The 13,292-nt window shown below is 42.3% G+C and carries 12 protein-coding genes; all 12 read left to right on the forward strand.

Annotation, left to right across the window (positions count from 1 at the left end; translation table 11 throughout):
• Positions 1–2 precede the first annotated feature (2 nt).
• The gene (locus B7988_RS06880; protein ID WP_088657339.1) at positions 3–818 is read left to right on the forward strand and encodes a LicD family protein; all 816 of its coding nucleotides are present in this window, start codon (positions 3–5) and stop codon (positions 816–818) included.
• 10 nt (positions 819–828) lie between these two features.
• Positions 829–2,094, forward strand: coding sequence for an oligosaccharide flippase family protein (locus B7988_RS06885; RefSeq protein ID WP_088657340.1), 1,266 nt, complete (start codon positions 829–831; stop codon positions 2,092–2,094).
• Positions 2,094–2,894, forward strand: a complete 801-nt coding sequence (locus B7988_RS06890; RefSeq protein WP_088657341.1) for a LicD family protein — start codon at positions 2,094–2,096, stop codon at positions 2,892–2,894. Before B7988_RS06885 ends, B7988_RS06890 begins: the two co-directional genes overlap by 1 nt.
• 2 nt (positions 2,895–2,896) lie before the next feature.
• Complete coding sequence (locus B7988_RS06895) at positions 2,897–3,910, forward strand: acyltransferase family protein (RefSeq protein ID WP_088657342.1); 1,014 nt, start codon at positions 2,897–2,899, stop codon at positions 3,908–3,910.
• On the forward strand, positions 3,907–5,250 hold the full coding sequence (locus B7988_RS06900) for a Gfo/Idh/MocA family oxidoreductase (protein WP_088657343.1): 1,344 nt from the start codon (positions 3,907–3,909) through the stop codon (positions 5,248–5,250). The genes B7988_RS06895 and B7988_RS06900 overlap by 4 nt, the downstream gene beginning before the upstream one ends.
• A 17-nt stretch (positions 5,251–5,267) precedes the next feature.
• A complete protein-coding gene (locus B7988_RS06905; RefSeq protein ID WP_088657344.1) occupies positions 5,268–6,347 on the forward strand; it encodes an aminotransferase class V-fold PLP-dependent enzyme in 1,080 nt (359 codons plus the stop codon).
• Positions 6,348–6,365: 18 nt separating this feature from the next.
• The gene (locus B7988_RS06910; protein WP_088657345.1) at positions 6,366–7,604 is read left to right on the forward strand and encodes a Coenzyme F420 hydrogenase/dehydrogenase, beta subunit C-terminal domain; all 1,239 of its coding nucleotides are present in this window, start codon (positions 6,366–6,368) and stop codon (positions 7,602–7,604) included.
• Positions 7,601–8,776 carry a polysaccharide pyruvyl transferase family protein gene (locus B7988_RS06915; RefSeq protein WP_170930567.1) on the forward strand — a complete coding sequence of 392 codons (1,176 nt, stop codon included), beginning with the start codon at positions 7,601–7,603 and terminating at the stop codon, positions 8,774–8,776. Before B7988_RS06910 ends, B7988_RS06915 begins: the two co-directional genes overlap by 4 nt.
• Before the next feature lie 274 nt (positions 8,777–9,050).
• Entirely contained in the window at positions 9,051–10,103 is a 1,053-nt protein-coding gene (locus B7988_RS06920; protein ID WP_088657347.1) for a polysaccharide biosynthesis protein, read from the forward strand.
• On the forward strand, positions 10,104–11,312 hold the full coding sequence (locus B7988_RS06925; RefSeq protein WP_088657348.1) for a capsular polysaccharide biosynthesis protein CapF: 1,209 nt from the start codon (positions 10,104–10,106) through the stop codon (positions 11,310–11,312).
• 80 nt (positions 11,313–11,392) lie between these two features.
• On the forward strand, positions 11,393–12,577 hold the full coding sequence (locus B7988_RS06930; protein ID WP_088657349.1) for a UDP-N-acetyl glucosamine 2-epimerase: 1,185 nt from the start codon (positions 11,393–11,395) through the stop codon (positions 12,575–12,577).
• Between the two features lie 203 nt (positions 12,578–12,780).
• Positions 12,781–13,292: transposase (locus B7988_RS06935; protein ID WP_170930568.1), on the forward strand; the 512-nt coding region annotated here is incomplete at its 3' end.

Consider the following 13,292-nt stretch of genomic DNA (forward strand, 5'->3'; position numbering starts at 1 on the left):
GAATGAAAGAGATGACTTTAAAAGAGTTGCAGGAATTTAGTTTGAACATTTTAAAAGATGTTCATGGTTTCTGTAAACAAAATAATATAAAATACTCTTTAGCATATGGAACCTTGATTGGAGCACTACGGCATAAAGGATTTATTCCCTGGGATGATGATATTGACATTATTATGCCTAGAGAAGAGTTTAACCGTTTTTGTCAAATGTACGCTTCTGATAAATATCATTTGATTTCACCAGCAATGCCTGAATGTTGGCTTGGATTTGCTCGTGTTTGTGATATGGATCGAACGTTGGCAAAAACTCCATCGATGTGGTGTAGTTATGATACTGGAGTGTGGATTGACATTTTTCCCGTTGATGGAGTGAGTGATGATTTTGACGAGTTCAAAAAAAATATATCGTATGGATATGATTTGTGGATCAATCAACAGCGCTGTAGAGATACAAGACATTCTTTTTCGAAGAGGCTATCTTTATTATATAATATCAAGCTTGCTGTTAAAAAGATTGTTCGTTTAGGTGGAAAGAATCTGGAGAAATACAACAACTTGTTGAAAGAGAATGCTCAACGCTACAAGTTTGGAGAGACAAACCATTGGTCGCAAATCGTCTGTTTGGATGATGGTGTAAAAAATTATCAGCACATTGATGACTTTAGGGATGTTGTAGAAGTTCCCTTCGAAGATTCAATTTTTTATGCAATGAATGGATATGACCGATTCCTTCGTAATATTTATGGTGACTATATGGAATTGCCTCCTGTAGAAGATCAGAAGCCGAAACAGAGTGAAATAAACTTTTATTGGAAATGATGAATACTCTATGTTTTTTCAGAAAATAAAAAATCATTCCGTAATCCTAAAAAATACAGGGTATTTGACGATAATTGAATTTCTTCGTTTGTTAATGCCCTTTATTGCATTGCCCTATTTGATAACAACAGTTGGTCCTGAAAATTATGGAACTGTAATCTTTGCTCAGACAGTTGTATCTTATTTTTCATATTTCGTAAATTTTGGTCTAGATGTTTCCGCTGTTAAAGAAATTTCCGTTAATAGAGAATCAAGGAAAAAATTAAGTGAAATTGTTTGTACTGTGTTGGGGGTGAAATTCACATTTTTTTTAATATCCTTCTTGGTTTTGTCAATAGGACTTTTTTTTATTCCTTTTGGGAAAGCACATCTGTTCCTATTCTATAGTGCTTTTTTGACTTGTTTTTCAGATGTACTTTTCCCGACATGGTTTTTTCAGGGAATTGAAAAGATGAAATATTTGACTGTTATTCGGGCGACTTCTGTTTTTTTGTACACAGGAAGTATTTTTATTTTTATAAGAATACCTGAACATTTTGAAAGAATAGCTTTATTGCAATCTTCGTGTAATCTTTTAGCGGGTTGTGTATCAGTTTTTATCTTGGTGCGTATAATTAGGCTTCGTTTTTTCATGCCGTCGTACCAGAACATGAAAAATACTGTTAAAGAAGCTTTCCCTTTTTTCTTGTCTAGAATATCTAATTTCTTCAATGGATCAATTGCGAAGTTAATCTGCGGAACTTTTTTCTCTATGCATCTTGTTGCCGCATATGATTTGATGCATAAAATTGCGGTAGGAGCTGAATTGCCGGTATCTATGCTAAACCAGGCTGTTTATCCTCATATTGCGAAGTCGAAAAGTCGGTTGTTTACAACAAAATTCTTTTTTGTTGTAATGGGGATATCCTTTTTTACAAGTTTATGCATGTTTACCTTGGCTCCTTTGGCAAATATTGTTTTTGCGAATGGATCTCTGCCTGAATCAGTTGTTTTAATCAAGATTGCTGCTTTCTCGGCATTCTTTGTCGGCATAGATGTTTATATGGGGGCTCCGGTTCTTGTTTCTTTCGGCTATCCGAGACCGTTTAATGTTAGTGTTTATTTAGCTACGGTTGTTCTTGTTGTGACATGTGCTGTTTTATATTTGTCGAATAGTATTACTTATGTGAGTTTTATTATAGCTATCCTTTTGTCAGAAATAGCAACTACAGCATATCGTTTTTATTATTGCTTAAAGTATGAATTAATTGATTTTTCCTTATTGAGGAGAAAATAATGACAGGGCATCTAGAGATAAGAGAAATTAGAGAAATTTTATTAGATATGTTAAAAGAAGTAGATTCTTTTTGCCGAAAGAATTCTCTAAATTATTCTGTTGCTTTTGGAACATTGCTAGGAGCTATTCGACATAAAGGTTTTATTCCGTGGGATGACGATATAGACATTTTGTTGCCTAGGGAAGATTACGAAAAATTCAAACGAATATTTCGTAATGAAAGATATGAAGTTAAATATTTTGATAAAGACAATAATGTCATTTACCCATTTGCGAAGGTCGTTGATACAAAAACCTTGTTGAAAGAAAATATTTCAGATTCTCCTGAGATGGGAATATACATAGATGTTTTTCCTGTTGATTCATTGCCGTCGAATCGGATTCAACAATATTTGTTCCAGGCAAAAAAAAGTTTTTTGAATGCCGTTTATACACTAAAAATTGTAAATGAAAACAATCAACGCTCTTTCTTGAAAAATGCTTTTTTAAGAATATCCCATGTTGTGCTAAAAAGAATTTCATGGAAAACTATTTTGGAGTCGATGGAACGGGCCTCTATGACTTACGATAAAAGGAAGTGCACTATGAAGGGAATTCTTGTTCCTCTCGATAATCGTTTAAGAGAGGTTGTTAATAAGTCTGTTTTTGATGATTATGTTGATGTCCCGTTTGAGTTTTTGACAGTTAAAGCTGTAAAAAAATATGATGAATATTTGCATGCTCTTTTTGGTGACTATATGAAATTACCTCCTAAAGAAAAACAAATCACGCATCACGATTACAATGTGACGTGGAGATAGACATGCCTAGAATTTTTGCTCTTGATTCCGTAAAATTTTTTCTTATTTGTCTTGTTATTTTGGGACATACCCTCGGTTTTTTTATAAAAGAAAAAACTCTTTCATATGGAATTTATAATTTCATTTATCTATTCCATATGCCTTTGTTTGTATTTCTTTCTGGATATTTTACAAAATCATATGGATTGAAATCCGTCAAAATGTGGATTAGTCTATTAATGCTTTTTGAATCATATATTCTTTTTGACGTTCTTCATCGTATTCCTGATATGCTGTATAAGAATATAAATCTTTATAGTTTGATTGAACCAAGTTGGTCGCTTTGGTATCTTCTTAGTTTGATCTATTGGCGTTTTTCTGCTCAATTTTTTTCTTTGCTTCATGTAAGTAAATGGATTATTCTAATTAGTGCTGTGGTTGTCGGCCTTGTTAGTGGTTTTCTGCCAATAGGTTATGGTTTGTCCATTCAAAGAACATTTTCGTTTTTTCCTTTTTTTATTTGCGGTTTTTTATTTTCAAAAACAGATGCTTTGTTGAAAATAAAAGCAATCAATACGATTATTTCTGTTAGTTGTATATTGATTTCTTTGCTTTTGTGTTTGTTTTTGGTAAATTTCAATATATCCGATATTGTGTGGGGTGGAAAACCTTATGCGGAATCGATTTTTGGGCTATGGCATTCTTTGGTGTATAGGTTCTTGTTTTTTATTGTGTCTTCATTGATTTGTGTTTCTGTGCTAAATTTATTTTTACATTTTTTTTCTCGCGAAAATATTTTTGCTGTTGAAGGGAAAAAGACGATGTTGTACTATGTTTATCACACCTTCATGCTTGGATTTATATTTTATTTTATTGAAGGAACGATGCTAATGGAATATCCTTCGCTTGCTTTTGTCATTACTCCAATTGTCATTTTTTTCTTGTTTTGTATTTCTAGATTCTCTATTTTTTCATGGTTGACAAATCCGATAACAAATTCTGTTCGTTTTTTGAAAAACAGAGGCGAAGAAAAATGAAAAAAGTTATAACGTATGGTACGTACGATCTCTTGCATCAGGGGCATATTAACCTGCTAAAGAGAGCCAAGGCTCTGGGTGATTACTTGATTGTTGGCGTCACAAATGACAATTTTGATCGCGACCGAGGGAAACTTAATGTCCGTAACAATGTATTGGAAAGAGTTGATGCTGTAAAGGCTACAGGTCTTGCTGACCAGATTATCATTGAGGACTATGTTGGGCAAAAAATCGATGACATTCAAAAATATGATGTGGATATTTTTGCTATAGGGAGTGACTGGAAAGGAAAATTTGATTACCTGAGTGAATACTGCAAAGTTGTATATTTGCCTCGCACTGAAGGGATATCATCAACTCAGCTTCGTGAAGAATCTCAAGATGTTGTTAAAATTGGAATTCAAGGATGTGGACGTGTCGCGAGAAGATTTCCATTAGAATCTAGTATTGTGAGTGGCGCTGTTGTTACGTCGGCAATTGATTTGGACTATTCAAAAACAGAGTTATTTTGTCGCGAATTTGAGGGGATTCGTGCTAGTCAAACTAATAGTGAATTCTATTCGAACATTGATGCCGTTTATATCGCGACTCCGCATTTATCACATTACGAGAACATTAAATCAGCTTTGCAGAAAGGAAAACACGTCCTTTGTGAAACTCCGATGGTTCTTAATGGTGGCCAAGCAAAAGAGTTGTACCAGATGGCGGAGGCCAATGGTCTCATCCTTATGGAGGCCAATAAGACCGCGCATTGTCCTGCATTTAATCATTTGATGGTGCTAATTAAATCTGGCTTGATTGGTGACGTTGTTGATATTGATGTTTCGTTGTCGCAGTTACTGGATAAAAATGGACGAGAATTTGACCAGAGTCAAGCTGGTGGGGCCTTGAATGAACAAGGAAGCTATCCGCTGCTTCCTATTTTCAAACTTCTTGGAATCCAGTATGACAATTTGACTTTGTATAGTCGAATGGAAAAAGGGGTTGACATCTATACGCGAGGCGTTTTCCAGTATCCTCAAGCGACATGTTCGTTCAAAGTGGGTCTTGGCGTAAAGACTGAAGGCAATCTTGTAATTTCCGGAACCAAGGGATATGCCTATGTGCCTGCTCCGTGGTGGAAAACCGACTATTTTGAACTTCGATATGAAAACCAGAATGACAACAAAAAATTCTTTTACAAGTGGGATGGCTTCGGGCTTCGCTACGAAATTCAGGAATTTCTTAGTTGCATTCTTAATAAGAGGTTTTCTTCGGCTCGTTTACGAAGGCGAGAAAGCATTCAAATGGCTTATGTTATGCAACAATTTGCCGAAAAAAAGGATTTCCACAGTATTTAATAGAAAGGAGTAAGAATATGATTAATTTTACAGTCGGACCGGTACAATCCAGTGATACCGTCCGTGCCATCGGCGCAGAACAGGTTCCCTATTTTCGCACGGCAGAATTTTCGGAACTGATGTTCGAAAACGAAAGGCTCATCAAGAAATTCGCCAAGGCATCCGGCGATTCGAGAGTCGCCTTTATCACGGGTTCAGGTTCTGCCGGCATGGAAACCGCCATAATGAACACGCTCACTGCTGTCGACAAGGCCATCATTGTGAACGGCGGAAGCTTTGGTCACCGATTTGTGGAACTCTGCGAACTACACGAAATTCCCTTCTCCGAAATCAAACTACAGCCTGGCAAGGCGCTAAAGACGGAACACCTGGCCGAGTTCGAAGGCAAGGGATACACGACGTTCATCGTGAACAAGCACGAGACCTCCACTGGTGTGCACTACGACATGCAGCTCATCAGCGATTTTTGCAAGCGCAACAACCTTTTCTTGATTGTCGACTGCATCAGCACCTTCTTAGCTGATCCCTTCGACATGGAGTCCCTCGGCGCCGACATCATGATTACGGGCTCGCAAAAGGCGCTCGCCTGCCCGCCGGGAATCTCGGTCATTGTCCTTTCTCCGCGAGCCATCGATCGCGTTGAGCGTATCAAGTGCAAATGCCAATACCTTGACCTTAAAATCGCCTTGAAGAACGCTGAACGCGGCCAAACTCCATGGACCCCCGCTGTAAGCATCTTGCGCCAAATCAACGCTCGCCTCAAAGAAATCGATGCAAACGGCGGTGTCGAAGCCGAAATTGCACGTACGGCTGCTCTGGCGAACTACTTCCGTTCTAAACTTGCTGAATTGAAATTGCCGTATGAAATCGTTTCCGAATCGCTCTCGAATGCGGTGACTCCGCTTCACCCGACGACTGCATCAGCTTACGACATCTTTCTCAAAATCAAGGATGAATACGGTATGTGGATTTGCCCCAACGGGGGCGACATGAAAGATTCTGTTTTCCGCGTAGGGCATATCGGCTATTTAAGGAAAGAAGATTACGACAAATTGCTTGACGCTTTTGTTGACTTGAAGAAGAAAGGCTGTATATAGTTTTTTGGAAAATAAATTATGTCAGGATTGGGAAAAAAAATACATCTTTGTAATCAATCTCAATGCACCGGCTGTATGGCATGTAAACAGAGATGTAAAGCCAATGCTATAAGTGTAAAAAATTTAAATGGCTTCTTATATCCTGAAATTGATTTCCGCAAATGTAAATCATGTGGAATGTGTATGGATGTATGTCCAATTTTAAATCATCAAAACAAAATAGGCAATTGCCATAAAGGGGCGACATCTGTAATAGCCGCATGGAGTAAAAATCCAGAGATTCGTATGAAAAGTTCTTCGGGTGGAATTTTTTCCACCATTGCCAGCAATGTGCTCAAAAAAGGTGGAATCGTCTTTGGGGCGGCTTGGCAAAAGGACATGCGTCTTGCACATGTGTATATTGAATGTGTTGAGGAACTTGATTCCTTGAGACGTTCTAAGTATGTCCAGAGTGATATTGGAGAATCATATTCGCTAACAGAGTCCTTTTTACGAAAAGGAAAATCAGTCCTTTTTTGTGGTACTCCATGCCAAATTGCAGGTTTACGCTCATTTCTCAAACAGTCCTACGATAATTTATATACGTTAGATGTTTTATGTCAGGGAGTCCCTTCGCAGGCAATTTTTCAAAAGTACCTTGCCGAGTATGAGGCGTTACACAAAACGAAAGTTATTGACTGCAATTTCAGAACGAAAATTCGAGGCTGGCGTTGTGGGCTTTTGCTTCTTTTACAAACAACAAAAGGGAAAAAATATTGTTTTCTCAATAAAAATGAATATTATAATGCTTTTTTTAAGGAATTTTTTATGCGAGAGTCATGTTACACATGCAAATTTAAGGAACATGATTTGGGATATTTTTCCGATATTACTGTAGCCGATTTTTGGAGGATTGGTAACAAAGAAAAATTCGATATTTCTGACTATGAGAAAGGGGTTTCTGCTATAATTGTAAATACAGACAAAGGTCAATCTCTATTGAAGGAGTGTTCCGATCAGTTAAATATGGTTGACAGAAAATGGAGTGAATTTGCCACAAATGGTGGACTTTATTGCAGCAAAAAACCGTCAAGGAATGACGAAGCTTTAGCATATTTATGCCAGCATAGTTGGGCGGAGACGCAGAAAAAATATTTTCCATTAGGAAAAAAATATTTTATGCAATTGAGGTGGCTTGTTTTTGGGGAAAAAAATATTCGACGATTAAGTAGGTTAAAACAGATGGTAAAATGTTTAATGAGGAAAATAAAGACATGAAAAAGATAGGAGTATTGACTTTAGTGTTTCAAAATTATGGTACGAGGCTCCAGTCTTTTGCTTTGGCAAAAGTTTTGAACAGAATATCTTTAGGGAAATATAAAATTGAGGTGATTAATCTAGAACCAACGTGGATTGATTGCCATTTAAACTATGTTCAAACAATAAAAAAAATTTTTCGATCCTATGGATTGAATGGTTTTGTATATTTGTTCAATTATTTACGATGGCGATATGAATTAAAGAAAATAAATGCTGTAAATCACTCTGAAGAAGAACAGAAACGCTCTCAATTATTCGATTATCTTATTAGCTTAATTCCATATACCACCCAAAAATATACATGCAATGATGTTCGAAATGGGGTATTAGAGGAATATGATGCTATTGTTGTTGGGTCAGATCAAGTATGGAATGGTGTCAAAGTGCGTAATCAGGACGTTTTTGGTTTAAAGTCGTATACAAACAAAAAACTTTCTTATGCAGCTAGTTTTGGAATAACGTCATTTTCAAATGAAATGTTTGATGAATATAAGAAAATTGTCAATTCATTTGATTGTTTGTTAATGAGGGAACGAGAAGGTGTTGATATTTGTAATTCTATGGGACGTGATGATGCAGAGTTTGTTTTAGACCCGACATTACTTTTGGATGAAGTCGAATATGAAAGTTTGATTCAGCGTGGTGAAATGAATATTCGGGGCGAGTTTATTTTTGTATATTCTCTTAATAGTTCTTATAAAATTTTTAATCAAGCGTATAAATTGGCGAAAAAAAATGGATGTAAAATGGTTGTGCTTAAACGTTCTTTTTGTCCACCGGATATTAAAAAGTATAAAGGTGCAGAAGAACTGTACGCTGTTTCGCCAGAAGGTTTTTTATGGCTAATTAAACATGCAAAGTGTGTGGTTACAAATAGTTATCATGCGTTGCTATTCTCAATAAATTTCAAAAAGTCTTTTTATCTTTATTTAGACAATTGTGACGAAGAAAATAGTCGAATGCTGACGATTGTGCGTATGCTTAATCTTGAAAATAATGTTTTCTGGGAAACGCAAAGTCTTTCGACAAAAATTGAAAATGTTGATTATATGGATTCTACTCGAATTTTGAATCAATATAGAAATCGTTCTATTGATTTACTAAAAAAATCACTTCTGTTGGTGAAATGAGTGTAAAAAAATTATGCGGTGAAACGACTGAATTGCGAGGCAATGTATGCAAATCGCTAGAAAAAACATCTAGAAAACTGAATTCAATGCAGAAAACTAAGTAAGGATAAAAAAGTGTGTGATTATTTGAAAGAGGATTGTGGAAACATTTTACTAATGAGAAAGGAGACTGATTTATTATTGGCATAAGCAAGATATTAAGAATCTTTCTACTTAAAAATCATTTACAATTTTGTTAAATTTTGCTTTGAAAATATTTAGAAAAGGACCTTTTATGGCAAATTCCATTTTCTGTGGCAAGACCCTCCTGATTACCGGTGGCACGGGCAGCTTCGGCAATGCCGTGCTCAACCGCTTCCTCCAGACGGATATCGGCGAAATCCGCATTTTCAGCCGCGACGAGAAGAAACAGGACGACATGCGCCACGAGTTCCAGGCCAAGTGCCCCGAGGCATCCGACAAGATCAAGTTCTACATCGGCGACGTGCGCGACCTCGCTAGCGTGAAGAACGCGATGCACGGGGTGGACTACATTTTCCACGCGGCGGCCCTGAAGCAGGTGCCCAGCTGCGAGTTCTTCCCGCTGGAGGCGGTGAAGACCAACGTGTTCGGGACCGACAACGTGCTCACGGCTGCAATCGAAGAGGGCGTGAAGAACGTGGTGTGCCTGAGCACCGACAAGGCGGCCTACCCGGTGAACGCCATGGGCACGAGCAAGGCCATGATGGAGAAGGTCATCGTGGCGAAGTCCCGCACGGTTGCCCCCGAAAAGACGAAGATTTGCTGCACGCGCTACGGCAATGTGATGTGCAGCCGTGGTTCCGTGATTCCGCTGTGGATCGACCAGATTCGTGCGGGCCAGCCCATCACCATCACCGAGGGTTCCATGACGCGCTTTATCATGAGCCTGGACGAGGCGGTGGACCTTGTGCTGTTCGCCTTCGAGAACGGTGTAAGCGGCGACATATTGGTGCAGAAGGCTCCGGCTTGCACCATCCAGACCCAGGTCGAGGCGGTGTGCGAACTGTTCGGCGGCGACAAGAACGCCATCAAGGTCATCGGTATCCGCCACGGCGAAAAGATGTACGAGACGCTACTCACCAACGAGGAATGCGCCCACGCTATCGACCTCGGCAACTTCTACCGCGTGCCCTGCGACAAGCGAGGCCTGAACTACGACAAGTACTTTAGCAAGGGTGACACGGAACGCAACACGCTCACCGAGTTCAACTCCAGCAACACCAAGCTCTTGGACGTGGAACAGGTCAAGGAAAAGCTCCTCACCTTGAGCTACATCCGCGAAGAGCTGGCCAAGATGGGGAAGTAGATGAATATCCTCGTTACCGGTGCCAAGGGTTTTGTGGGGCGTAACCTGGTGGCTGCGCTCGAGAGTATCCGCGACGGCAAGGACCGTACCCATGCGGGGCTTATGGTGGGCGAGATTTATGCCTACGACATTGATTCCAAGTTGAGTGAGTTGGATGAGTATTGTGCACATGCAGACTTCGTGTTCAACCTGGCCGGCGTGAACCGTCCCAAGGATAACAGCGAGTTCATGGCCGGGAACTGTGATTTTGCAGGATCTTTGCTCGAAACCTTGAAACGCCACAAGAACAAGTGCCCGGTGATGCTCAGCAGCAGTATCCAGGCGACACTGGCAGGCCGCTTTGGTAACAGCGAGTACGGCCGCAGCAAGAAGGCGGGCGAGGAGCTGTTCTTTGAATATGGTCGTGAGACGGGTGCCCGCGTCTTGGTGTATCGTTTCCCGAACCTGTTCGGCAAGTGGTGCCGCCCCAATTACAACAGTGCTGTGGCGACATTCTGCAACAACATCGCGAACGATTTGCCCATCCAGGTGAACGACCCGAATGTGGACATGGAACTGCTCTACATCGACGACCTGGTCGCTGAGATGATTGCCGCCTTGCAGGGCGGGGAACACCATGCCGAGTTTGACGGCGTGGAGACTATACTGAAGGAAGATGGCCATTATTGCGCCGTTCCGACGGTCCACAAGATTAAGCTTGGCGAGATCGTGAATTTGCTGAAGGTTTTCCACGATCAGCCCAATACACTGGTGATGCCCGAAATCCCGAATAACAGCTTCGCGAAGAAGCTCTATTCCACTTATTTGAGCTATTTACCCAAGGAAAAGGTGTGCTTCCCACTCAAGATGAACGTGGATGCCCGCGGCAGTTTCACCGAACTTTTGAAGACGGTGAATTGCGGACAGTTCAGCGTGAACGTGTCCAAGCCGGGAATCACCAAGGGTGAGCACTGGCACCACAGCAAGTGGGAATTTTTCATTGTGGTGAGCGGCCACGCTCTGATTCAGGAACGCAAAATTGGCACCGATGAGGTGATGGAATTCGAGGTGAGCGGCGACAAGGTCGAGGCGGTGCATATGCTGCCCGGCTACACCCACAACATCATCAACCTTTCGCAGACCGAGAACCTTGTGACCGTCATGTGGGCCAACGAGTCCTTTGACCCGAACCATCCGGATACATTTGGGGAGAAAGTAGTGCAATCCTAACGCGTCATCCAAAGCGAAATATAATGTGTCATCCTGAGCGAAGCGCGTAGCGCGGAGTCGAAGGATCTAGGAAAAAGAATATGCAGATTAAGACTGATTACACCGACGTGAAATTTGCCGACAACGGCAAGCTGAAACTCCTGATTATCGTGGGAACCCGCCCCGAAATCATCCGCCTTGCGGCTGTCATCGACAAGTGCCGTAAGTACTTTGACTGCATCCTCGCGCATACGGGCCAGAACTACGACTACAACCTGAACGGCGTGTTCTTCAAGGACCTGAGTCTCAAGGATCCGGAAGTTTACATGGACGCCGTGGGTGACGATCTCGGCGCAACCGTCGGCAATATCATCAACTGCAGCTACAAGCTCATGGTGGCTTGCAAGCCCGATGCCTTGCTGATTCTCGGCGACACCAACAGCTGCCTTTCTGCCATTGCGGCCAAGCGCCTGCACATCCCGATTTTCCACATGGAAGCGGGCAACCGCTGCAAGGACGAGTGCCTGCCCGAAGAGACCAACCGCCGCATCGTGGACATCATCAGCGACGTGAACATGGCCTACTCCGAGCACGCCCGCCGTTACCTGGCCGATTGCGGCTTGCCCAAGGAACGCACCTACGTTACGGGCAGCCCCATGGCCGAAGTTCTGCACAAGAATTTGTCTGCAATCGAGGCCAGCGATATCCACAAGCGCCTCGGGCTCGAAAAGGGCAAGTACATCTTGCTCAGCGCCCACCGCGAAGAGAATATCGACACCGAGAAGAACTTCACGAGCCTCTTTACCGCTATCAACAAGATGGCCGAGAAGTATGACATGCCGATTCTGTACAGCTGCCACCCGCGCAGCCGTAACCGCCTTGCCGCATCGGGCTTCAAGCTCGACAAGCGCGTGATTCAGCACGAACCGCTCGGTTTCCACGACTACAATTGCCTGCAGATGAACGCTTTTGCCGTCGTGAGCGATAGCGGTACCCTGCCCGAAGAAAGCTCCTTCTTTACGAGCGTGGGGCATCCGTTCCCGGCGATTTGCATCCGCACCAGCACGGAACGCCCCGAAGCGCTTGACAAGGCATGCTTCTTTATCGCGGGAATCGACGAGAAGTCGCTGCTTCAGGCTGTCGATACCGCTGTTACGATGAACAAGAACGGCGACTACGGCATCCCCGTGCCGGACTACATCGAAGAAAACGTCTCCACCAAGGTCGTGAAGATTATCCAGAGCTACACCGGCATCGTTGACAAAATGGTCTGGCGGAAAGGGTAGGGGCGTAAGAACGTCGCGCGTCCTGAGTCATCCCCGGCATGACCGGGGATCTCCTTTTTGCGCAAAAAATTTAAGGGCAAAAACTCGATTTAAAAGGTAACGTATATTTTCTTTCGCAAATTCCTCTAAGGGGGTAAAAAAATAGGATGTTCCAATTTTTAGATTTGAAATAACCACAAATCAACCTAAAAGAAGAGCATCCTATGGATAACAATATAATCAAAATTGACGAGGAAAATCTCAAGAACGACCTGAAAGGAGTCATTAGAAAGACCATCGAGGAAACCCTCAACACGATGCTGGACGAGGAAGCCGCGGAGCTGTGCAACGCGGAAAGGCATGAGCGGACAGACGAGCGCAGGAACTACCGCAGCGGTCATTACCACCGCAAGCTTCTGACTTCCGCCGGAGAGGTCGACCTGTCCGTACCCAAGCTGCGCCTGGCCCCGTTCGAGACCGCCATCATCGAGCGCTACAGGCGCAGGGAATCGTCCGTGGAGGAGTCTCTCATCGAGATGTACCTGGCGGGAGTATCCGTGCGCCGCGTGGAAGACGTCACGGAGCTCCTGTGGGGCTCTCGCGTGAGTGCTTCGACGGTGAGCAACCTGAACCAGAAGGTATACGGCAAGATCGAGGAATGGCGAAACAGGGCCATAGGCGGGGAATACCCCTACGTGTTCGTTGACGGCATCTACCTGAAGCGCAGCTGGGGCGG

The sequence above is a fragment of the Fibrobacter sp. UWB1 genome (assembly GCF_002210325.1).
Classification (GTDB): Bacteria; Fibrobacterota; Fibrobacteria; order Fibrobacterales; family Fibrobacteraceae; genus Fibrobacter.

Bases quoted from the DNA above. Each gene is read 5' to 3' on its own strand.
- B7988_RS06880 (WP_088657339.1), top strand. From the start codon at position 3: ATGAAAGAGATGACTTTAAAAGAGTTGCAGGAATTTAGTTTGAACATT.
- B7988_RS06885 (WP_088657340.1), top strand. From the start codon at position 829: ATGTTTTTTCAGAAAATAAAAAATCATTCCGTAATCCTAAAAAATACA.
- B7988_RS06890 (WP_088657341.1), top strand. From the start codon at position 2,094: ATGACAGGGCATCTAGAGATAAGAGAAATTAGAGAAATTTTATTAGAT.
- B7988_RS06895 (WP_088657342.1), top strand. From the start codon at position 2,897: ATGCCTAGAATTTTTGCTCTTGATTCCGTAAAATTTTTTCTTATTTGT.
- B7988_RS06900 (WP_088657343.1), top strand. From the start codon at position 3,907: ATGAAAAAAGTTATAACGTATGGTACGTACGATCTCTTGCATCAGGGG.
- B7988_RS06905 (WP_088657344.1), top strand. From the start codon at position 5,268: ATGATTAATTTTACAGTCGGACCGGTACAATCCAGTGATACCGTCCGT.
- B7988_RS06910 (WP_088657345.1), top strand. From the start codon at position 6,366: ATGTCAGGATTGGGAAAAAAAATACATCTTTGTAATCAATCTCAATGC.
- B7988_RS06915 (WP_170930567.1), top strand. From the start codon at position 7,601: ATGAAAAAGATAGGAGTATTGACTTTAGTGTTTCAAAATTATGGTACG.
- B7988_RS06920 (WP_088657347.1), top strand. From the start codon at position 9,051: ATGGCAAATTCCATTTTCTGTGGCAAGACCCTCCTGATTACCGGTGGC.
- B7988_RS06925 (WP_088657348.1), top strand. From the start codon at position 10,104: ATGAATATCCTCGTTACCGGTGCCAAGGGTTTTGTGGGGCGTAACCTG.
- B7988_RS06930 (WP_088657349.1), top strand. From the start codon at position 11,393: ATGCAGATTAAGACTGATTACACCGACGTGAAATTTGCCGACAACGGC.